Annotated in this window: 13 protein-coding genes; 8 read left to right on the plus strand and 5 right to left on the minus strand. The window is 44.5% G+C overall.

Translation table 11 applies throughout. The annotated features are described in order from the left end of the window. Positions 1 to 29: 29 nt before the first annotated feature. From HMPREF2794_RS15850 to HMPREF2794_RS15885, 8 genes are all read left to right on the plus strand, one after another. Positions 30 to 2,534: an outer membrane protein assembly factor BamB family protein gene (locus HMPREF2794_RS15850; protein ID WP_070751887.1), complete on the plus strand. Its 2,505-nt coding sequence runs from the start codon at positions 30 to 32 to the stop codon at positions 2,532 to 2,534. Between the two features lie 108 nt (positions 2,535 to 2,642). Next, the gene (locus HMPREF2794_RS15855) at positions 2,643 to 3,779 is read left to right on the plus strand and encodes a hypothetical protein (protein ID WP_010535817.1); all 1,137 of its coding nucleotides are present in this window, start codon (positions 2,643 to 2,645) and stop codon (positions 3,777 to 3,779) included. A 9-nt stretch (positions 3,780 to 3,788) separates the two neighbouring features. Continuing rightward, on the plus strand, positions 3,789 to 5,666 hold the full coding sequence (locus tag HMPREF2794_RS15860; RefSeq protein ID WP_055269251.1) for a DNA topoisomerase IV subunit B: 1,878 nt from the start codon (positions 3,789 to 3,791) through the stop codon (positions 5,664 to 5,666). Beyond that, positions 5,663 to 6,121, plus strand: coding sequence for a pantetheine-phosphate adenylyltransferase (gene coaD, locus HMPREF2794_RS15865; protein WP_010535819.1), 459 nt, complete (start codon positions 5,663 to 5,665; stop codon positions 6,119 to 6,121). The genes HMPREF2794_RS15860 and coaD overlap by 4 nt, the downstream gene beginning before the upstream one ends. 63 nt (positions 6,122 to 6,184) lie before the next feature. Continuing rightward, positions 6,185 to 7,762: a S41 family peptidase gene (locus HMPREF2794_RS15870; protein ID WP_055269252.1), complete on the plus strand. Its 1,578-nt coding sequence runs from the start codon at positions 6,185 to 6,187 to the stop codon at positions 7,760 to 7,762. An 80-nt stretch (positions 7,763 to 7,842) separates the two neighbouring features. Further along, positions 7,843 to 10,425 carry an outer membrane beta-barrel family protein gene (locus HMPREF2794_RS15875; RefSeq protein WP_055269253.1) on the plus strand — a complete coding sequence of 861 codons (2,583 nt, stop codon included), beginning with the start codon at positions 7,843 to 7,845 and terminating at the stop codon, positions 10,423 to 10,425. A gap of 54 nt (positions 10,426 to 10,479) precedes the next feature. Next, a complete protein-coding gene (locus HMPREF2794_RS15880) occupies positions 10,480 to 10,989 on the plus strand; it encodes an RNA polymerase sigma-70 factor (RefSeq protein ID WP_010535822.1) in 510 nt (169 codons plus the stop codon). A gap of 15 nt (positions 10,990 to 11,004) precedes the next feature. Beyond that, the gene (locus HMPREF2794_RS15885; RefSeq protein ID WP_055269254.1) at positions 11,005 to 12,006 is read left to right on the plus strand and encodes a FecR family protein; all 1,002 of its coding nucleotides are present in this window, start codon (positions 11,005 to 11,007) and stop codon (positions 12,004 to 12,006) included. A gap of 95 nt (positions 12,007 to 12,101) precedes the next feature. On the opposite strand, the gene HMPREF2794_RS15890 is transcribed toward HMPREF2794_RS15885, so the two are convergent. The 5 genes from HMPREF2794_RS15890 to HMPREF2794_RS15910 all read right to left on the minus strand — a co-directional run bounded on the left by HMPREF2794_RS15890 (position 12,102) and on the right by HMPREF2794_RS15910 (position 22,344). Beyond that, positions 12,102 to 13,691, minus strand: coding sequence for a glycoside hydrolase family 30 protein (locus tag HMPREF2794_RS15890; protein ID WP_029425119.1), 1,590 nt, complete (start codon positions 13,689 to 13,691; stop codon positions 12,102 to 12,104). A 36-nt stretch (positions 13,692 to 13,727) separates the two neighbouring features. Next, a complete protein-coding gene (locus HMPREF2794_RS15895) occupies positions 13,728 to 15,680 on the minus strand; it encodes a glycoside hydrolase family 97 protein (protein ID WP_029425121.1) in 1,953 nt (650 codons plus the stop codon). A 108-nt stretch (positions 15,681 to 15,788) separates the two neighbouring features. Beyond that, positions 15,789 to 17,129 (minus strand): BT_3987 domain-containing protein, encoded by a 1,341-nt coding sequence (locus HMPREF2794_RS15900; RefSeq protein WP_070751889.1) that lies wholly within the window; start codon positions 17,127 to 17,129, stop codon positions 15,789 to 15,791. 20 nt (positions 17,130 to 17,149) lie between these two features. Continuing rightward, positions 17,150 to 19,165, minus strand: coding sequence for a RagB/SusD family nutrient uptake outer membrane protein (locus tag HMPREF2794_RS15905; protein WP_070751890.1), 2,016 nt, complete (start codon positions 19,163 to 19,165; stop codon positions 17,150 to 17,152). A gap of 32 nt (positions 19,166 to 19,197) precedes the next feature. Then, positions 19,198 to 22,344: a SusC/RagA family TonB-linked outer membrane protein gene (locus HMPREF2794_RS15910; RefSeq protein WP_083312106.1), complete on the minus strand. Its 3,147-nt coding sequence runs from the start codon at positions 22,342 to 22,344 to the stop codon at positions 19,198 to 19,200. Between the last annotated feature and the right edge of the window lie 201 nt (positions 22,345 to 22,545).

Raw genomic sequence — 22,545 nt, forward strand, 5'->3', positions numbered from 1 at the left:
GCTTAACACACTAAAACAGAGAACCGGCCATGAAAAGACTATCAGTAATACTATTGTCATTTTTATTATACCTTCCGCTATACGCTCAATTCAGAGGAACAGTCTATATCGACACCGATCAATCGGGCACATTCGACAAAGGAGACAAACCACTGGCGGGAGTGATGGTAACTGATGGAATGAATGTAGTAAAAACAGATAAAAAAGGACGGTTCTCCCTGCCAGGGTTCGAGAAAACCCGGTTCATCAGCATGACTACCCCTGCCGGGTTCGAGACGCAACAATTCTACCTCCCTGTCAAAGAAAACAGAAAGAGTTATGATTTCCTGCTGACCGAAAGCGAACGGACCCAACCGAGAGAGCATTCTTTCGTTCAAATCACCGATACGGAAGTAACCGGAGGAATGGGACGTTGGGTAACTGACTTACAACAATATGTAAAGAACGAAAAGCCTGCCTTTCTGATTCATACCGGAGATATCTGTTATGAACCGGGATTGAAAATGCACAATCAAGTAGTGAACGCAGAGACTATGAATTGCCCGGTCTACTATTGCATAGGCAATCACGACTTAGTAAAAGGCAACTATGGTGAAGAACTCTATGAATCGATTTATGGTCCGACCTGGTATTCGTTTGATATAGGAAACATTCATTATGTCGTTACCCCCATCGATCACGGAGACAATCCCACCGATTATACTCAAAGGGATGTATATAACTGGCTAAAAAACGACCTCGCCATGATGAAGAAAGATCAGTCATTGATTCTCTTCAACCACGATCTGTTCACCCCCGGCGATACTTTTGTTTTCAAAGCCGATAACGAACATATCCTCGACTTCCGTACCTTCAATACAAAAGCACAGCTCTATGGACACATGCACTACAACTATGTCCGTAATCAAAAAGGTATTTACACGATCTGCACCGGCACACTGGATAAAGGGGGCATCGACCATTCACCTTCTTCTTTCAGGGATATAAAAGTAGATGCAAATGATCATATCACAACGCAACTGCGATACACTTTCATTGAACCGCAAGTCGCCATCGTTTCTCCGATGGAGAATCAAACAACCCCAATACATCCGGACAACAACCTGCTTCCGGTTTCGGTCAACACCTATAACTCACAGGCAAGAACATCGCGTGTTTCTTATATCCTGAATGATTTGGAAAATCATCAGGAAATAGCCAAAGGCGAACTGACTCCCCGCAGTGACTGGAACTGGAGTGAAAACATCCAAATTCCAGCTAATACAGACGGAAAGAAGCTGGGGCTGACAGTGACCTCATTCTTCAACGACGGAAAGAAAGCGACTGCCACAAACCGATTCCTTTATCAAAAGGACTTTAAATTGACTTCCATTCCGGGAAAAGACTGGAACACTTTACTTCAGAATGCCAGTCATTCCGGCGGAATAAATGACTCTCAGATCAAACTTCCCCTGCAACTCCAATGGACAGCAAACACAGGCAGTAATATTTTCATGACGTCCCCCATCATCACCAGACAAAAAGTATTCATTGCCACTACCGACGATAACACGTCACTCAATACATACATTTGTGCATTCGATTTCAATTCCGGCAAACAAATATGGAAATTCCGCACGGAAAACTCAGTAAAGAATACGATTGCCTGTGAAGATGGAATCATTATCGCCCAAGATGCCTCCTGCAATCTCTACGCCCTTGACGCAGAATCAGGAAAACTACTGCGGCAGCAATACATCCACCTGAATAGCTATCCTTATCTGACGGAAGGACTAACAATAGACAAGGGAATCGTTTATGCCGGAATCGGTACCGGACTTTCAGCCTACGACTTGAAAACCGGAAAAGTAATATGGACAAACAAAGACTGGAAACAACGGGAAGGCTCTACCACCACACTCACCGTTGCCGGAGATGTATTAATCAGTGGAACGCAATGGGGAGGGCTATACGGCAACGATATCCGTACAGGCAAACAACTTTGGAAACTCTCTGATAACGGACTCGGTAACCGGGGAGCTTCTCCGGTCTATAAAGATGGGAAATTGTGGATCATTTCTTCCAAGAGCTTTTTCATAATAGAACCTCAAACCGGAGAAGTACTCCAACAAAAAGAGTTATCAGCCAATCTGGATGTTACGTCTACACCGCTTGTCACCGAGCAAGAAATTATATTCGGAACCGCAGACCGTGGAATCATGGCACTGGACAAATCCACACTTTTCATCAAATGGAAAGCTGAAACAAAACCTTCACTCGTATATACAGCCCCTTATTCTTCCACTCCACAAGCCGGAGTAGAAACAAGCCCTGTATTATCACAAGGAATTGTTTACATCGGAGCTTCCGACGGATACTTATACGCCATCGACCAAGCAACGGGAATTATCAAAGACAAGCTGAATCTCGGGGCACCCATTTTCTCCACAGTGGCAGTGTCAGGAAATAAAATGATAGTTTGTGACTTCGCCGGGAATGTCTATTGCATAACTACCCCCTTTTCTCTAAATATCAGTCCGGAGAACGATTTATAACTTTTTATTTTTCCCGGTCAGCTCTCCGGGCACACAGTTTTCTCGCCCCACAGCGTTGTAATTTAAAGATTATCACGTATCTTTGCCCCTCAATCATAAATACGAGATATGGCTATTACAATCAAGAAAGTCTCTACAAAGAGAGAACTTAAGAAGTTTATTCGCTTTAATTACAGGATGTATAAGGGCAACCCCTATTCCGTGCCCGATCTCTACGATGATATGCTCAACACATTCAACAAAAAGAAGAATGCGGCATTCGAGTTCTGTGAAGCAGACTATTTTCTGGCATACCAAGACGACAAAATCGTAGGCCGTGTGGCTGCTATTATCAATAACCGTGCCAACGAAAAATGGGATGCTAAAAACGTCCGTTTCGGATGGATAGATTTCATAGATGATCCTGAAGTATCATCCGCACTTATCAAAACTGTAGAAGACTGGGGAAAAGAACGAGGTATGACCCATATTGCCGGACCACTCGGATTTACCGACTTCGATGCTGAAGGAATGCTGATTGAAGGCTTTGACCAGCTCAGTACGATGGCCACCATCTATAATCACCCGTACTATCCCGTACACATGGAGAAACTCGGTTTCGAGAAAGACGCCGACTGGGTGGAATACAAAATCTACATCCCCGATGCCATCCCCGACAAGCACAAGCGTATCTCCGAACTGATTCAACGAAAATACAACCTGAAGATAAAGAAATACACCTCCGGAAGAAAAATAGCCAAAGACTACGGACAGGAAATCTTCGAACTGATGAACGAAGCATACAGCCCGCTCTACGGCTACTCCCCGCTGACACAACGGCAAATCAACCAATACGTAAAAATGTATCTTCCGATTCTTGACTTACGAATGGTTACCCTTATCACCGATGCCGATGACAAGCTGGTTTGCGTAGGTATCTCGATGCCTTCACTGGCCGAAGCCCTGCAAAAATCACACGGACGATTACTGCCACTCGGATGGTTTTATCTGCTGAAAGCATTATTCATGAAACGTCGTGCCAAAATGCTTGACCTACTGCTTGTAGCAGTGAAACCGGAGTACCAAAATAAAGGTGTTAACGCTTTGTTATTTTCCGATTTAATTCCAGTTTATCAAAAATTAGGTTTTATCTTTGCGGAAAGCAACCCCGAACTGGAACTGAACGGAAAAGTTCAGGCACAATGGGATTACTTTGAGACTAAGCAACATAAGCGCCGCCGTGCGTTCATCAAAGAGATAAAATAAAAAGCAACTATGGAAGAGAACGAATTGATACCTGTAGACAACAACAATACAGTAGAGTACACAGATGACAATATCCGCCACTTAAGCGACATGGAACATGTACGCACACGCCCCGGTATGTATATCGGCAGGCTGGGCGACGGTGCGCATGCCGAAGACGGAATCTATGTCCTTCTGAAAGAAGTCATTGACAACAGTATCGACGAGTTCAAGATGCAAGCCGGTAAGAAAATCGAAATTACCGTTGAAGAAAACCTCCGTGTCAGTGTTCGCGACTACGGTCGAGGCATTCCGCAAGGAAAACTAATTGAAGCCGTAAGCATGCTGAATACAGGTGGTAAGTACGACAGCAAGGCATTTAAGAAAAGCGTCGGTCTGAACGGTGTCGGTGTAAAAGCCGTCAACGCATTGAGCTCTCGTTTTGAAGTACGCAGTTACCGTGACGGTAAAGTACGCATCGCCACTTTCTCGAAAGGCAACCTGCTAACTGACATGACGCAGGACACCGAAGAAGATAACGGAACATACATCTTCTTCGAACCGGATGCCACACTGTTCGTAAACTACTGCTTCAAGCCCGAATTCATCGAGACAATGTTACGCAACTACACGTATCTGAATACGGGACTTGCCATCATTTACAACGGCCACCGAATCTTGTCACGTAACGGTCTGGTAGACCTGCTGAACGACAATATGACGGCAACCGGACTCTATCCTATCATCCACCTGAAAGGAGAAGACATCGAAATTGCTTTTACACATACCGGACAGTACGGAGAAGAATATTACTCCTTCGTCAACGGGCAGCATACTACCCAAGGAGGTACTCATCAAAGTGCCTTCAAGGAACACATCGCCCGCACCATCAAAGAGTTCTTCAACAAGAACATGGATTACACCGATATTCGTAACGGGCTGGTGGCAGCCATCGCCGTCAACGTAGAAGAACCGATCTTCGAAAGCCAGACTAAAACCAAACTGGGCTCTACCAATATGGCTCCCGGAGGTATGACAGTCAACAAATACGTAGGCGACTTCATCAAACTGGAAGTAGACAACTTCCTGCACAAGAATACGGACGTAGCGGAAGTGATCCAACAAAAAATACAGGAATCGGAAAAAGAACGCAAAGCGATCGCCGGCGTAACAAAATTGGCTCGCGAACGTGCTAAAAAAGCCAACCTGCACAACCGGAAGCTACGCGACTGCCGTATTCACCTCAACGACCCGAAAGGGAAAGGAATGGAAGAAGACTCCTGCATCTTCATCACCGAGGGAGACTCAGCGAGCGGCTCCATCACCAAAAGCCGCGACGTAAACACACAGGCAGTATTCAGCCTCCGTGGTAAACCGCTGAACTCATTCGGACTGACGAAAAAGGTAGTTTACGAAAACGAAGAGTTCAACCTGCTGCAGGCTGCCCTTAATATAGAAGACGGCATTGAAGGACTACGCTACAACAAAGTAATCGTAGCTACCGATGCCGATGTGGACGGCATGCACATCCGCTTGTTACTGATTACTTTCTTCCTGCAATTCTTCCCCGATCTGATAAAGAAGGGGCATGTATATATTTTGCAAACGCCTCTGTTCCGCGTACGCAACAAGAAGAAAACGATCTATTGCTACAGCGATGAAGAACGGGTGAATGCTATCAATGAATTAAGTCCCAACCCTGAAATCACCCGATTCAAAGGTTTGGGAGAAATTTCACCGGACGAGTTCAAGCACTTTATCGGCAAAGACATGCGTCTGGAACAAGTGACATTACGTAAGACTGATGCCGTGAAAGAACTTCTGGAGTTCTACATGGGCAAGAATACAATGGAACGACAGAACTTTATTATAGACAATCTGGTTATAGAAGAAGACTTGGCATCATGAGAAGAGCAATATTTCCGGGTACTTTCGACCCCTTCACCATCGGTCATTATTCGGTAGTGAAACGTGCACTCACCTTTATGGACGAGGTTATTATCGGAATCGGTATCAACGAAAACAAGAATACCTATTTCCCCATCGAGAAAAGAGAAGAAATGATCCGGAATCTCTACAAAGACAATCCCTGCATCAAAGTGATGTCTTATGACTGTCTGACGATAGACTTTGCGCAACAGGTAGAAGCGCAATTTATCGTCCGCGGTATCCGCACAGTGAAGGATTTCGAGTATGAGGAAACGATTGCAGATATTAATCGTAAACTGGCGGGTGTCGAAACCATCCTGCTCTTCACGGAACCGGAACTGACCTGTGTCAGTTCAACCATTGTACGTGAACTGCTGACCTACAATAAAGATATCAGCCAGTTTATCCCCGAAGGAATGATAATCAGCGAATAATAATCAAGTTAAGCACTTGCCCCAAAGAGAACAGCAGGCAAACTTAACCCAATAATACAGAAGATGATAAAAAAGCTAACGATACTGTGTATTTGCCTGTGTGCTATTAGTGTACAAGCTCAGAACTTCGGTTCTTCCGCCATGCGAAAACTACAGATGGCAGAATTTGCCATTTCCAACTTTTATGTAGACAAAGTAGATGAAGACAAACTGGTAGAAGAAGCCATCATCAAGATGCTGGCACAGCTTGACCCGCACTCCACCTACTCGGATGCCGAAGAAGTGAAGAAAATGAACGAACCGCTTCAAGGCAACTTCGAAGGTATCGGTGTACAGTTCCAGATGATTGAAGATACCCTACTCGTCGTACAACCTGTCAGCAACGGACCTTCCGAGAAAGTAGGTATCCTTGCCGGAGACCGTATCATAGCTGTTAACGACTCCACCATCGCAGGAGTAAAGATGAGCACGGAAGATATCATGAAACGCCTGCGTGGACCGAAAGGCTCAAAAGTTAATCTGACAATTGTCCGTCGTGGCGTACAAGAACCGTTAATATTCACTGTGAAAAGAGATAAGATTCCTATTCTCAGTCTCGACGCTTCTTACATGATTCAGCCAAAGACCGGATATATTCGTATCAACCGTTTCGGAGCCACCACTGCCGAAGAATTCAAGAAAGCTATGACGGCTCTCCAGAAGCAAGGTATGAAAGACCTGATTCTCGACCTGCAAGGCAACGGCGGAGGATATCTGAATGCCGCTATCGACCTTGCCAATGAATTCTTAGGGCAAAAGGAACTGATTGTTTACACCGAAGGCAGAACTGCACAGCGCAGCGAATTCTTCGCCAAAGGAAACGGAGATTTCCGTACCGGTCGCCTCATCGTACTGGTAGACGAATACACTGCTTCTGCCAGCGAGATTGTGAGCGGTGCAGTACAAGACTGGGACAGAGGTATCATCGTAGGCCGCCGTTCTTTCGGCAAAGGACTGGTACAACGTCCTATCGACCTTCCGGATGGTTCTATGATCCGACTGACCATTGCACGATACTATACTCCTGCCGGTCGTTGCATCCAAAAGCCTTATGACAGTTCGACTGATTACAATAAGGACCTGATAGAACGCTTTAATCACGGAGAACTGATGAATGCCGACAGTATTCACTTCCCCGACTCTCTGAAAGTGCAGACCAAGAAACTGAAACGTACTGTCTATGGTGGAGGCGGCATCATGCCGGACTACTTCGTTCCAATCGACACAACTCTCTACACAGATTATCACCGGAATCTGGTCGGAAAAGGAGTCATTATCAAATTCACGATGAAATTCATAGAGGATCACCGGAAAGAATTGGCTGACAAATATAAGAAATTCGAGCACTTCAACGAGAAGTTCATCATTGATGACGATATGCTGGCCACTCTCCGTGAAATGGGCGAGAAGGAAGGTGTGAAGTTTAACGAAGAGCAATATCAAAAATCATTGCCGCTTATCAAAACGCAACTCAAAGCACTGATAGCCCGTGACCTCTGGGATATGAACGAGTACTTCCGGGTGATGAATGCCACGAATGAAAGTGTTCAGAAAGCTTTGGAAATCCTCCGCTCGGGTGAGTATCAGAAGAAGTTGAAATAAATATCGAAAAATAAAACAGATAAACCGTACCCGATCAGACACCTTGGTTGTAGTATAAGTAAAATCATTAAAACAGAAGTATGATACGACAGTTTGATTTTACTTGGACAGCAATCGGCTGGTTACTGATCGGATACGGTTTATTTTTTGCCCTTCCCCTTTTGCAGGCACAGACCTCTGCAAAGAAGTTCTCACTGGAACTGAAAAAAGAAGGTCTGCCCGAAGCACTGAAACAAATAGAAAAAGCGGGCGGAAAGAATATTCTCTTCACCTACAACGGAACAGAAAGTTATCGGGTAACCGTCAGCATCCGCGAAAAAACGGAGCACGAAGCCATTGACCTTGTATTAACCGGCAAACCTTTTGTCTGTATCGAACGGGAAGAGTATTTCGTCGTACAGCGCAAGAAATCGGACAAAGCCATCGCCGTAGAAGGCAAAGTATATGACGAAAAAGGGATGCCCCTGCCTTTTGTCAACATTCTCGCCCTTGCCGCTGATTCCAGTTTCCTTGCCGGAAGCGTGACCGAAGAAGACGGCTCCTTCCATCTGCCTCCGATAGCGGGAGAAGACTGTTTGCTGAAAGCGACTTACATAGGATACTGTCCTCAAATAATCCCCTGCCGCCAACAAAATACCATCCGCCTGCAACCCGACACAGAGCTACTGAGAGAAATAGTCGTCACCGCTTCCCGCCCGCTGATAGAACGGAAAGACGGAACGCTGACAGCCAACATAGCCGGAACGCCCCTTTCACTGATGGGGTCAGCCAAAGAAATGATCTCCCACCTCCCTTTTGTCACCGGCTCGGACGGAGAATATACCGTACTGGGCAGAGGCACCCCCGAAATCTATATCAACGGTCGCAAAGTCAGAGACAAGACTGAACTGGACCGCCTGCAAGCAAATGAAATACTATCGGCAGAAATCATCACTACACCGGGCGTACAATATGGCTCTTCGGTGGGCGCGGTCATCCGTCTGCGCACCATCCGCAAACGCGGACAGGGAATGAGCGGCAGTTTCTACACTGACTACTCGCAAGGACACGAACCGATCGGTAACGAAGGCATCTCCTTGAACTACCGTACCGGCGGACTAGATATTTTCGTGAAAGGGGACTTTGCGGAAATCAACAATTACAGAACAGGTACCTCCAGTCAGGACATTTATGCCTCATCCGACTGGAACCAATCGACAGAGGATAAGAGCAAACAAACCTATCGTACCTTCAACGGTGAACTGGGATTCAACTACGAAATCGACGAAGATCAGTCATTCGGCATGCGCTATATGCCCGGCACGAACATAGGCAATGCACATACTACCAATGAAGGGATAACTCGCATTCTGCAAGACGGCAAAGAAGTAGACCATCTGCACGCTCTCCGCCAAACAGATGCCCATACCGGCTGGTGGCAGGCAGCCAACGGATACTACAACGGTACATTCGGCAAGTGGAACATCGACTTCAACGCCGACTACCTGTACGGACGCGACCGCATCCATCAATATGCCGAAAACAACGGAACCGAAGACGCCACTTCGAGCAACCGCGTACGCAACCACCTCTATGCCGCCAAACTGCTGATCACCGCCCCACTCTGGAAAGGCAAACTCAGTTTCGGCACAGAAGAGACATTCACCAACCGCCACGACATTTTCCTCCAAAGCGGCTTCTCCGCCGATGCCGACGACCGCATCAAACAAACGATGTTCTCCGGCTTCATCGACTACAGCCTGCCATTGGGAAAGTTTAATATCTTAGCCGGACTGCGCTATGAATTTCAACAAACAGATTACTACGAGAAAGGGATTCACCAGGACGGACAAAGCCCCATCTACCACGACTGGATACCTGTAATCAGCATCAGATACACTTCCGGAAACTGGTTTCTCGCCCTTTCTCACCGCACTCTGAAATACAGTCCCAGCTATGACATGCTCACCAGCGCCATCACCTATCAGAACAAATACTCCTATCAGAGCGGAGAACCGTTTCTCGTTCCTCAGATACACCGTTCAACCACCTTCGATGTCGGATGGAAATGGGTCAACTTCAACATCAACTACGACCATTGCTGGAATATGTACACCAACTACACCCGACCGTATGACGACATCAACCATCCCGGCGTACTGCTATTCGGTATGGCAAGCATTCCGCATACCAACATATACGGAGCCGGCATCGCCCTCTCACCGAAAATCGGCATCTGGCAACCTCAGTTCACCACCAGTGTCAACTGGTACGACTCACATGCTGCCTGCGTAGGCATTCCCCAAAACTGGAATGAACCACGATTCCATTTCAATTTCGACAACAACTTCAGTTTCCCTAAAGGTTGGTTCTTCAACATCAAAGGAATACTGTCACCCGGTGCCAAACAAAGTTACGCCATCTGGAAAACCGAAGGAAGAGTGGATGCCCAACTGACCAAATCGTTCCTAAAGGACCAGTCGTTGAAAGTATCAGTAACTGCAAAAGACATCTTTCATACTGGCTACAGATACTTCACCATCTATGGTGACCGGACCTTTAGTTCCAACCGTGATTACCTTGATCAACAGCGTTTCGGCATCCGACTGAGTTATCAGTTCAACGCCACGAAGAGCAAATATAAAGGAACCGGAGCCGGAGCAAGCGAAAAGTCACGTTTGTAAACTGGTAGTTTGAAAGAGAAAAGCTACTTTTACAGCCACAGAATCCTTAAAAGAATGTTCCTGTTCCATAAAAGTCAAACAAAGCGAGAAGCCTTCGGACAGATGTTTACGGAAATGTATCCGCGAATGGTACGATATGCCACACAATTGATGGGGGATAGAGAAGAAGCACGTGATATAGTGAGCGAAGTAATGGAACAAGCTTGGAAACATTTCGAGCAATTGAACAAGAATGACCGGGGCGGATGGATATACACAGCCGTCCGCAACAACTGCCTCAACCGCTTGAAGCATCTCCAAGTAGAGCAGGAAAATGTAAAAGCTCTCTACGAAGCAACACTGGCTGATGTAGAAAATAACTATCGGGAACACGAAGCGCTGCTACAAAAAGCGGAAGCGATTGCCCGAAGTCTGCCTGAACCAACTTGCACGGTACTTCGTTTGTGCTACTACGAACATCTTACCTACCGGGAAGTCGCCCGGCAGCTTGGTATCAGTCCCGACACAGTAAAAAAACATATATCTAAAGCTTTGCGTACACTACGCGAAGCCATGAAAGATTAAAAAGGAGGACAGGTTATGAAAGAGAAAGAAAAATGTACGATGAAAGCGGAAGATTCCAGTTATGGACCGGTAGCAGATAACCGTTGTCCATTCTCTGAAGATGCTGAGATACACCGCTTGCAGAACGCCTTCGGTGAAGCATTGGGTGATATGCCCCTGCCGGAAGAAACCCGGAAAGAATGGAGTATATTCGTGCAACGTCAAGAACAGAAAAAACGGAAACTCCATCTCCGCATCTGGTTGTCCGGCGGCGTAGCAGCAATGCTCGCTTTATCCATATTGCTCTGGTCGCCCTGGCAGAAAACGGATAACAGACAGTTTATCGAAATCTTTAGTGCCCTCCATGCACCGGAGCAGATTACAACCACGGAAGAAAACGGCATCATCATCATCTCTACCCCACCAGCTACAACGACCAAAGTCACTTTGGAGGACGGAAGCAAAGTACTGCTAAACGCAAACAGTCGTCTGGAATACCCGAAAGAATTTGCTTCCAAAAAGAAACGTATCGTAAGTCTTACCGGAGAAGCACGTTTCGAAGTTACTAAGGACAACCACCATCCCTTTATCGTCTCCGCCGGGAAGATGCAAACACAGGTACTGGGTACTGTATTCGATGTAAACGCTTATCCCGGCAATCCTCCTGTCGTCACACTATACCAAGGACATGTGAGTGTAGGCAAAGTAAAATCTCTACCCGAAAAGAGAATATTGCCCGGACAATGCGCTACATTAACGGCAAACGGTGATATTCAGTTATCAAAAGCCACCCAAACAGAAAATGAAGGGTGGCTCAAAGACGAATTTTATTATGATAATACCGAGATGCTAACAGTACTGCAAAATATAGGCACTTGGTATAATATCAGCATCATCTGTCATTCGGCGGACCTGCTACACAAACGAGTTCATTTCCGCTTTAGCCGGAACGTCCCGATAAAGACTTTGCTGAATGTACTGAATGATTTAAACATTGCACACTTTCAGTATGACAATAAACAGATAATAGTCGAATAAACTTCTAGTAAGAACTGTACGGTCTGATAAACAGAGGAAAAAGAATCAAAGTATAAAACAGTTTTTATTCAAAGGAATAAACAAATAATTCTCTTCTATGAAAGCGGTTTACTCAATAATGTTATAATCGAACGTGCCGGAATCCTGACCGTTTTTCCACTCTTTACCTTTTCAACGGGCATTAAGTCTTCTCCTTCTATATCAGAAGTCCGATAAACTTGCCATTGAACTCTGTTACCGTCAATTTTGTCGATGGCAAATTCTTTCTCCGCCTGTGCATAGTTAATGAGAACAATAACGTACGAACCATCCGCATTTTTATAAGCAGAGCACATCAACCCCTGTTGATCCGTATCACCACCGGGAATTAAATTCTTCATTTTATCGAAAGCAGAAACAGTCAGGCGGACAGCTCCCGGACGGATAAAGCGACTGTAATTACCCAATGCCCACATAAGTTTGGAATCTTCCACACGTCCATCTCTGAGATCTTCATCGGTATATTCCCGAATCAATCCGTCTTTATAATCGCCGCCAATGGCACGCCACCACTGCCAGCTCTTCGCTCCCGCATACACGATGTCATGATGGATGATACGAGCGACGTAAAGCGCTGTCTTCATCGTACGGTCGAAGCCGTGACCACCGCCTATCTCTTCATCATTCCCCATGATGCAGGTTTCTGACTGCCAGAAGCCGACGTTGTATTTATCCAAGGCTTCACGCAGTTCGCAGCGCTTGGCACGCAATTCACTCAGAGGAGTCGTTGTCCAGTAGCTATGTCCAAGCATTAATCGGGGAACATTGGGTATATCCCCCAAATAAGTATCCACACTATCCGGACAAAAGAAAGACTGAATCTGATAGCCACGCTGCCAATCCGTTTGATGGGTACGGAGCATACAACGATAATCCGAAGATTCATTCACCATAATCTGCGTATCCATTTTCCGGTTCACAAACTCTTTGCTCAGCAAACGAACGGTCCGGGCAACTTCCCGATTGGTTGCCGGAGAACCTTCTTGCTTCGGTCCTACCCAGTTCCAATGCCCGTCCGGTTCATTGAAAGGGCATATATAGTCAAACTTAATTCCATCCTGCCTCTCTACTCCTTCTACTACATCTGCCAGAAAACGTGCATACTTCTCGTAACAGTCCGGTTTCAAGTTTGCCGTCCCTCCACGACCGGTATTAGTAGCCAAACCGTTTTGAGTATAATACACAGGAGGAGAATTAAGGAAAGCAAGAAACTTGGTAACACCCCGTTCCTTTGCCAGTTTCAAGAAGTTACGCTGTCCCTGTTGCTTATTCCAGTCGTACGTTCCGTCCGCTTGCAGAAAACATTCGGTACGCATCCAAGGTGAAGCAATCTGGCTTGCTTCACCTTGTTCCGTACTACCTGCTCCAACGTTGAAACGCCAGAGAGACAAACCAATCCCTTTCGGTTTACCATTCTCATCATTCTCCATGCTGAACAGCCAGTCAGCGATCTGATTTTGTTTTTCCTGCGGCCATAAACCAATGAACTGCATACTCCAGGCATCAGAAGCACCGAAATAGTCCATTGTCTGTAGCGGTTTATCCACTTCAATCTGATAGCACAGATCAGGGACAGGCTGAGAACATCCACCTACTATCCCCATATATAAAAAACCGAAAGCGCCCAAAAACATTTTACCTTTCATTACCTAGTCTTACTACCTATTAAAATATGCTCACGATCAGTTATTCTTTAAAACAACGCCTCCTTGCGGTTGAATGGTCAACTGAAACTTGCCATCAGATTTTACATTATACTGCCGTAACTGTGGTTGCAATTGTTTGTCATCACTATAGAAAGAAACTGATTTTCCGGCAAACATCGGTAAATCCAGTTTCAGTTTCAAGGGTTCTTTAGTAGCGTTCACAGCAGCCAGATACCAACTATCACCATGACGACGGGCCAGCACTACATATTTCCCGGGATAACCATCAACAAAACGACTCTCATCCCACTCAGTAGGAACTTCTTTCATAAAGTCAATGCAGACCGGGGAAACATCTGTCAGATTATTAGGAGTCAAAGCAAAGTTCTGAACCGGATTTTGGAATAAAACAGCAGTCGCTAACTGAAATACATCTGTAGTCCGGCGTGTTGTTCCCCCGTTATTTCCCTTATTCAATCGTCTGTTGAAGAAACAGCCGCCAAATTCCATAGAACCGACCGAATTACGTATAAAGGGGTGTAAACAAGCATTGAAAGCCTCTTCATCACAGAAATGCTGATTGAAAATCATATTCTCCGAAGCCAGCACCGCTTCACTGCCTACATAATTGGGATACATCCGTTCCCAGCCACGCGGCAAAGTACAACCGTGGAAGATAACCATCAGCCCATGATCATCGGCATCACTCAATATAGCTTCGTACAAACGCATTGTCTCCTGCTTGTCACCGCCGAAGAAATCGACCTTAATACCTTTTACTCCTTGACTTTGCAACCATTTCATTTCGCGCTTACGGGCAATAGGGTTATCCATCAAATTCGTAGGCCCTTGTTCGATATCATTCCAATAGCCGCTGGAACTATACCACAAAAACATATCCACCTTCTTACTCTGTGCATATTTAATAAGTTGCCCCATACGCTCATAACCGATATTCGTATTCCACCAATTATCTATCAGTACATATTCGTAACCCATAGTTGCAGCCAGATCGATATAGCGCACCTGATCATCATAGTTAATACTACCATCCTGCCAGATTATCCAACTCCATGTTCCCCGTCCCATACGATATTGGTGTTCCGTTTCATACAGCGGTTCGACTACATCCCACGGGACAGTCGTTTCCACAATAGGCTTCAATGTTTCCCCCACAGTAATAGTACGCCAAGGAGTAGAACCGGGTAAAGAGAAAGCCGGTTCTACCGTTCCATTACCATTGTTCTCTTCAGGCATAGGAAAGGTAACTGTATAAAGACTTCCCTCTGTGACATCGCTCAGACGTGAACCGCAATAGCGGCTGTCCACTCCCGTCTCACTGACAAGCACCCAACCATTTTCCCCGATTTTAAACAAACAAGGGAACGTATATCCATGTCCATATTGTGAACGCACATCCATCGGGATATCTGCCTTGTACTCTTCTTCGTAACTAGGTTTCGTCCGTTTCCAGCCAATCATAGGATCACTCTGCGGACAAAGAAAGGTGGTAGTTCCGGCAGGAAAACGGAATCCCGTTTCTTCGCTATTCACTACAACACTTCCTGTCTCTCCCTGACGAGGCAATGTATACCGGAAAGCTACATCATTGTTGCTCACCCGAAACGTTACATTCACTTTCTGCCCCTTATCATTAGAGAAATAGCAAACCAGTTCATTAGCACGATAGTGTATGCGGGAAAATTTTATGCGCGACTGAGTATAAACGGTATCAATCTGCTTCTCCTGATGTCCGATCAGCTTCATTCTTTTGACAAAACTACCCAAATTCGTTTCCAACCCCAACGGGGAAGATTCGAGCATCTGCTTTCCGTTATAAACAAGAGAGTAGGATGCCTTGCCTTCTTCCGGACACGAAACCGTGACCTGCAACTTACCATCAGGTCCGTTAACAACCACATTCTGTGCAGTCAGCGACGAAACAACTGTCGTCAACATAAAAGCGAAACCTTTTAGTCTATTCTTCATCATATCAAATATTTAATAGTCAATATAGGCAGGCGGATATTTTCCGCCTGCCATATTTATAAAAGCAATCTAAAACAACTGATAACCTTTTAAGATTCATGATTTGAATCACAACCCATATGCATATATCTCTGCCAAAGAAGTATTGAGGTCTCTGTTACTTTGTGTAATCTGTACCTTGAAATAACGGCCTTGTACCGGAGTCTCCAAAGTAAAGTTCTGAGTAGCATGAATTTTCTTCATAGTGAACGTTCCGACTTCTGTCCAGTTTACCTTATCATCACTCACATAAAAGACTCCTGTACCCGCATCCATATAACTATCATGTTGTCTTTGTACCAGACCAAACTGAGTAAATGTATATGACTCTTTGGTATCAATAATCAACTCATGAGGTAAAGCATGGGTACCACTCTGCCAGGACGAATGCCAGTAAGTCGAAAGATCGCCGTCCAATGCACATGAAGGCACACCATTTCCGGAACCTTCACCACTCGGTTCTTGTGTATTGGCCTCTATCGTCCAACTCGTACGATCTAACAGCGGACCAAGAATACGAATAGTCAAAGGATACACATCATTGGTTGAAGAGATACCAAATATAGAAACCGATTCAATACGGATAGGTAACATATAATCACCCGGTTCCAACTGATCAGCGTTTATTGTGACAGCCAATTCCGTATTCGTAGTACCGGGAGAAAGAGTCATCTGATCCTGAAAAGAATAACTGCCATCCGGCAAAGCCTGAAATATAGTCTTATTCTTTGTATTATAAGCTGTGCGATATGCATCGTCTACAGCAAACTCACAGTTTATCTCCCAGCTATTTTCCGTATCAAGCCCCAAAGCGACTTTTTCGGTAACAGCAGAACCATAACTATACTCCTTCACAGATACAGCCGAACTTTCAAATCCAAAAGACGGGGTGATGACTCCGGTTATTTGCAGAAACAGCTCATTCTTCTCACTATTTACAGAGTCATTTTCACTTACAACCTGCAAAGGCAATACCCATACCGCATCCGGATTGGCTGTTATCATAGACTTAATATTCTCCGGGTCCAATGACACCGTAACCGGTTTATAACGGTCGGTAGCCGAAAAATCCAGATGGGTCGACTCTATCGAATAACAGTCTGTACCTATCAATTTATAGTTTACAGCCTCAGGATCACTATACTCGTTGTCAAGTTCTTCCTGCGTCAACACATAAATGTCTGCGCTGGCAGTCAGACTGGGTTCACTTCCCGATTTGAATATTGAAAAAGTGTATGCATAGCTCTCCCCCGTATCATACAAAGTCACTTCCTGTTTACCACTATTATTCACATACAATATCTTATGATACTGTTCCGGGACCAAGCTGTCCAGATCATATTTTGATTCATCGCAGGCACCCAATAAAAGCAGGCTTCCCGCCAACAATAATGTATTTCTTATTTTCATAATGCATTGTTTTTAGATGATTAATAACCGGGTGCCTGCACCATCTGCGGATTACTGTAAAGTTCATCCATATCACTTCTCGACCATACCGGAAGCAGATACAACCGATCGTCCCATTTAAAAGGCTGGTCAATCTGAGTTGGTGTGTTGAATTCCTCGAAATTCGGGTTTAGAGCTAGTCCGTTCAAACCATAGCGGAGTCCTGCTTTAAGCATTTGTGGAGCAATTGCCCAACGACGTAAGTCATAATAGCGGTGTCCTTCTTCGTACAACTCAATAAAGCGTTCATTGCGTACCCATTCCGTTATATTCATATCTGTCAGGTCAGCTGTTTCCAGGTCTCTGACTCCGGCACGTTTGCGGATTACGTTCAGATTCTCAATAGCATTCGGTGTATCGTCCAATGCTGCGTAACATTCTGCCAGATTCAGATAAAGTTCCGCCATACGGATAAACGGACGTCTTGAAGGAGTATGGCTACGGGTTCCACTTGCACTGAAACGTATATTCGGATCAATAAACTTCTTCGACAAATAACCGGTACCTGCTATATTGCGTGAATCGGAAGAACGCCATCCATTGGTATTGGTGTTTTTGAAATTCAGCCAAAGTGGATTACCATTATTGATTTTCTTTGCATACTCGCAACCATCAAAAGCAATCCATGCATAGAAACGAGCTTCACGCTTGGCATTCAGTTTGATGATATCATTCTTCACATCTTCACTATCCAGCCCGTTAGTTGCGAGTTCGGGACTCGAAGTTCCTTCATAAAAACGGGTATACCATTCTGACTTCGGATAAAAATCACTGTCCTGTTCCGGAAGTTCTCCATTCTCTGTATAAAAGTGTTGCACAGCGTACAAGGTAGGTGCCAGACCTGCCCAACCGCCTGCCCAACTTCCATCACTTTTCTTCACTACACGGTTCGGCAAACGAGAGTCGGTAGCTTCTCCACCATTATTCACATCTGAGTCAATACGCTGTCCCCAGATAATTTCTTTGTTATTGTCCCCTTCATTGGCAGTAATCAGATACTGGAACATACGGACACGCTCTTTGAATTCCTCATTTTCCGGTGTGTCTTCTTCCTTACCCGGAATAAAAGGTAATTCCACTCCGTCACGTTCCGCTTTCTTGTTAGCTGTATCAATATCGAACAAGTCATGACCAGCTGCTTTGGCAGCTGTCAGAGCTTCCTGGCACGCAGTCAATGCACGGTTCCATTTTTCACGGTCGTAAGAGTTGCTGACCAGTTCTTTGCCATAATCCGGTGTTTCATAATTCTCATTCTGCCAGTCCGGCTTAAAGAAAGAACCATTCCATAGCGGAGAAGCGGCATACAGCAGTACACGAGCTTTAAGACATTTACAAATGGTAGAAGTAGCACGACCGAGGTCTTCCGTCGCTCTCGTAGCCGGAAGAACATTGGCTGCATCATCCAGTTTACCTACAATGTAATCCACGCAGTAGTCAAAATGTGAACGTCCGGGAATCTGATCGTTTGTTATATTCGGATCTACTTTCTCTGTAATGAGCGGACACGGTCCAAAAGCCTGCAACACACGAAAATGATAGTATGCTTCCAGGAAATAACATTCAGCTTTGTATTGTGCCTTGTCATCTTCGGTTACTCCAGTAGGCTGTAGCTCATCTATCAGACTCAGGAAATGATGCACATAACCCAGCCAGTTGTAGCTGGGTGTCCAGATATTCATGTCATCACCACCCCAACTGTTGTAATAAGAAGGCGAAATCGTTCCCCACGCTACTTGTTGTTGATAATCATCCCACATCTTAGGTGATATAAGTTCATCAGCAGATTGTTCGAATGCTTTAAATTCGAACGGATGTACACGGGGAATATAGCCGTAACAAGTAAACAGGAAATTCAGCGTAGCAGCTTCATCTTTCATGGTATCATCAAAGTCAGCTTGTGCAGGCGGAATGACGTCCAGATAATTACAAGAAGTCAACAGGCAGCAAGGGATCAGCAAGGTCCGTGATATTTGGATTATTTTTTGTATTAGTTTCATACTTCTTTTCTGTTATAAGTTAAACTGTGCTTTTAGAAAGTAAATTGAACGCCTAAGTTAAAGGTTCGTTGCAAAGGATAAGCATTCCAAGAAAGTTCCGGGTCCCATAACTTGAACGGACTAAACACCGCCAGGTTGTCACCGCTAAAGTAAACACGGCAATATGGAAAACGATAACCTACTTCCAGACTCTTAAAACGCAAGAAATTTCCATTGCGCATCCAGTAAGAACTAGGCTGAGTATTATTGGAAGTATCGGCACTGGTTATACCCAAACGAGGATAAGCCGCATTCGGATTCGGGTTATCTACCGACCAATGATCATCAGCAATCCATTGCATCAGGTTGCGTTCCAGACTTTCAGTAGTCATACCATCGCCACCGCCGGAAAGGAAAGGAGCATATCCGCTGTTGATCATGATCTTGCGTTTTGCTGAACCATTGAAGAATACACCCAAATCAAACTTCTTATAGGTTAGATTCAAGCCGAAACCATATTGAATACGGGGAACACTATTATAGGGAGACAGCATCACCTGATCTTCCGTTGTAATGGCTCCGTCGCCATTGATATCACGATACTTAATATCGCCCGGCATAATGTTGGCTCCCAGTTGTGACTGATCCGGCCAGTTAGCTATTTCTTCCTCACTGGTAAATAATCCTTCAGCTACATAACCGGTCAGGGTATTCAATGGCTTCCCTGTTTTAGTCTGCCATACATAAGGATACTCCGGCTCATCGACATACTTATATTCATTCTGATTATAAGTAAAGTTACCACGGAAATCTACAATCCAATCTTTGCCAAACCGCTTATTCCAGTTCACGCTCAATTCGACACCACGGTTGATTACCTCACCAATATTACTCCAAGGCAGAGATCCCCAGTATCCTAACATATTCGGCCAAGATGAACGTGCCATCAAAATACGGTCACGATGATCGCGGAAATAATCAAAAGTAATATTCAACTGATTGAACAGAGACATATCAAAACCGACATCAAACTTCTTCACATGCTCCCAACCTGCATTTTCAACAGCTAATACATAGAAAGCAGGACCTTTTCTGTTTATTTCATTGGAAGGAAGACCGGTCCAGAAACTGTGTCCCGCACCAATACTGATGTTATTTTGATACAAGAAGTGCGGAGCACTGCCGTTAAACTCATCACTACCGACCAAACCATAAGAAGCTCTAAGTTTTAAGTGGTCGACATACTTACTCATCGGTTCCCAGAACTTCTCAGAACTTACCACCCAACCAACGGAAGCAGCAGGGAAAAATTCAAAACGTTCACCGGATGCCAGACGTTCAGAACCGTTATAGCCAAAGTTAAATTCAAATAAATAACGGCTAGAGTAATCGTAAGTCAAACGCCCTGAGTAACCTTGATTACGGTTAGGTAATACACTACTACGATATTCACGCATCATATACATAAGCATCGCAGTCAGATTATGATCGCCAAAGCTACGCTTCCAGTCAGCACGAAAATCAAAGTAGAAGGTCTGATCGGCACTTTTGCTGATATCCGACTGACTAACATAGTCCGATCCGGTCTGTAATGTCTGAAGTTCATATTGATTTGTTCCGGAATCATAAGATCCATCTTTCACTTTATAGTAATAAGGTGTAATGGAACGGTTATAAGTAGATTCCGACCAGTTCTTAAAGTTAACCAATGCTTTTACGCTCAAACCTTTGGTAAGGAAACTCAAATCCTGAGTGATATTCAATGAGGTATTCAGCGTATTATAGTTACCTTCTTTAAAAGAACTCATCATATATGCGTACGGGTTCTGTCCGTAAACACCGGATTTTATTTCTGCATTACCGAAGCGTATATGCTCATCACCGTCTTCACCGGGGAAATAAGCAGGAAATGCTACAGGATTGGCCTGCATGACGATCTTATATAAATCGGAGGTAGAATAATTAGGCCCCTTTTTGTTACCAATCTGTGCCATCATACGCAAGTCAACGGTCGTCGTATTAGTCAACTTATACGATATGTTGTTCTGAAAATTATATTCCCAGTTGTTTATATTAGGGCTATAGTAATAATCAGGAGCATCCAACAGTCCGGTATCGTGATTTGCCTGCAAACTCATATAGTAAGTCACACGTGATCCCCCTCCCTGCACATTTACATTGGCACGCTGGTTGAAATTGCCTTCTCTGAAAATAAGGTCATACCAGTCGACATCCGGATATACATAAGGATTTACCCCATTTGCAGTATTGGTGATTTGCTCTTCCGTATACTTCGGAGAAGTAATCTGCGTTGCACTTCTGGCTTGGGCAGCTTCATTATAGGTCTGCATATAAGTTGCTCCATCAGCAAATTTCACCCGATTCATCGGACGAAAATAAGAAGCTTCCAAAGACACATTTACAGTCGCTTTTGTGTTTTCAGTACCACTTTTGGTAGTTACCAACATAACACCATTAGCTCCACGATTACCATAAATAGCTGTAGCAGAGGCATCTTTCAGCAAAGAAAAACTTTCAATAGATTCTGCCGGAATTCGATTCAGGTCATTAGAAGAGATTTCTACCCCATCCAACAAAATCAACGGTGTAGAACGTCCGCCGAAAGTATTGATACCGCGAATATAAAAATCAGAAGTAGAACCCGGTTCACCGCTATTAGTAACAGAAACGATACCCGATAACTTTCCGGCAAGTGAACTGGTCAGTGAAGAAGATGGTAGTTTCAGTGTAGTACCCTTGACTGTAGCGATAGAACCTGTTACAGACACCTTTTTCTGAGTACCGGCGCCGATAACTACCACTTCATCCAACATCTCATTATCAGATTCCATTTTAACAGTCATCACCCCCAAGTCTCCTACCATTAACGTCTGTGTCTTATAACCGATATAAGAGATTTCCAGTTGCGTCTGGCTCGTTACCCCGATAGAGAATTTACCATCCAAATCGGTAATAGTACCTTCTCCCGTTCCTTTCACCTTAACATTGACTCCAATCAGCGCATCTCCAGTACTTGCATCTATTACAGTACCAATCAAAGTACGCTTTCCTACAGTCTTTTCCTTTGCAGCTGCACGATTAACAGTGTTCGCCTGTTGTGCATTTCCCGACAAACAAAATAGCAGACATAATGCCACTAACAACTTTTGTTTAGAGTTACAACATAAACTTTTCATCATAGTATTAATTGTTAATATAGATATTTCAGAAAACTCAAGTTCGCAGTGAAACCAAACAGTATTTCTTCTGTTTTACTGCACAAATATAGACCAATAACATAGAGATAACAGACAAAAATCATGCAGAGAGGCTATGTAAATCATGCAATGCACGATTTACATAGCCAAAATAAAATATTTATTTCTATTTTTGGAATTGAA

The organism is Bacteroides sp. HMSC067B03 (assembly GCF_001811315.1).
GTDB classification, from domain to species: domain Bacteria; phylum Bacteroidota; class Bacteroidia; order Bacteroidales; family Bacteroidaceae; genus Bacteroides; species Bacteroides faecis.